The 229-nt window shown below is 70.3% G+C and carries 1 protein-coding gene; it reads right to left on the reverse strand.

Annotated features, from left to right (window positions below; all coding sequences use genetic code 11):
- The coding region (locus tag ACLQ29_RS35600; RefSeq protein WP_425775729.1) for a transposase at window positions 1–229 on the reverse strand (229 nt) is incomplete at both ends.

Genomic DNA, 229 nt, shown 5'->3' on the forward strand with positions numbered 1-229 from the left:
GTGGTGCTGGCCGCTGTGGCGGCGGCGAGGAACGCGTGTGCGGCGATGACGAGGGTGGTCCAGCGGTGCCAGGCCCGCCAGCGGCGGTGTTGGTGCTGGTCCAGGCCGAGGCCGGTCTTGGTGGCCTGGAACGATTCCTCGATGCTCCAGCGTCGGCCGGCGACGGTGACCAGGTGATGCAGTGGGACGAGGTTGGGTGACCAGCAGCGGTAGAACGCCAGCTCACCGG

It is taken from the genome of Micromonospora sp. DT228, from assembly GCF_049841595.1.
Lineage (GTDB): Bacteria > Actinomycetota > Actinomycetes > Mycobacteriales > Micromonosporaceae > Micromonospora.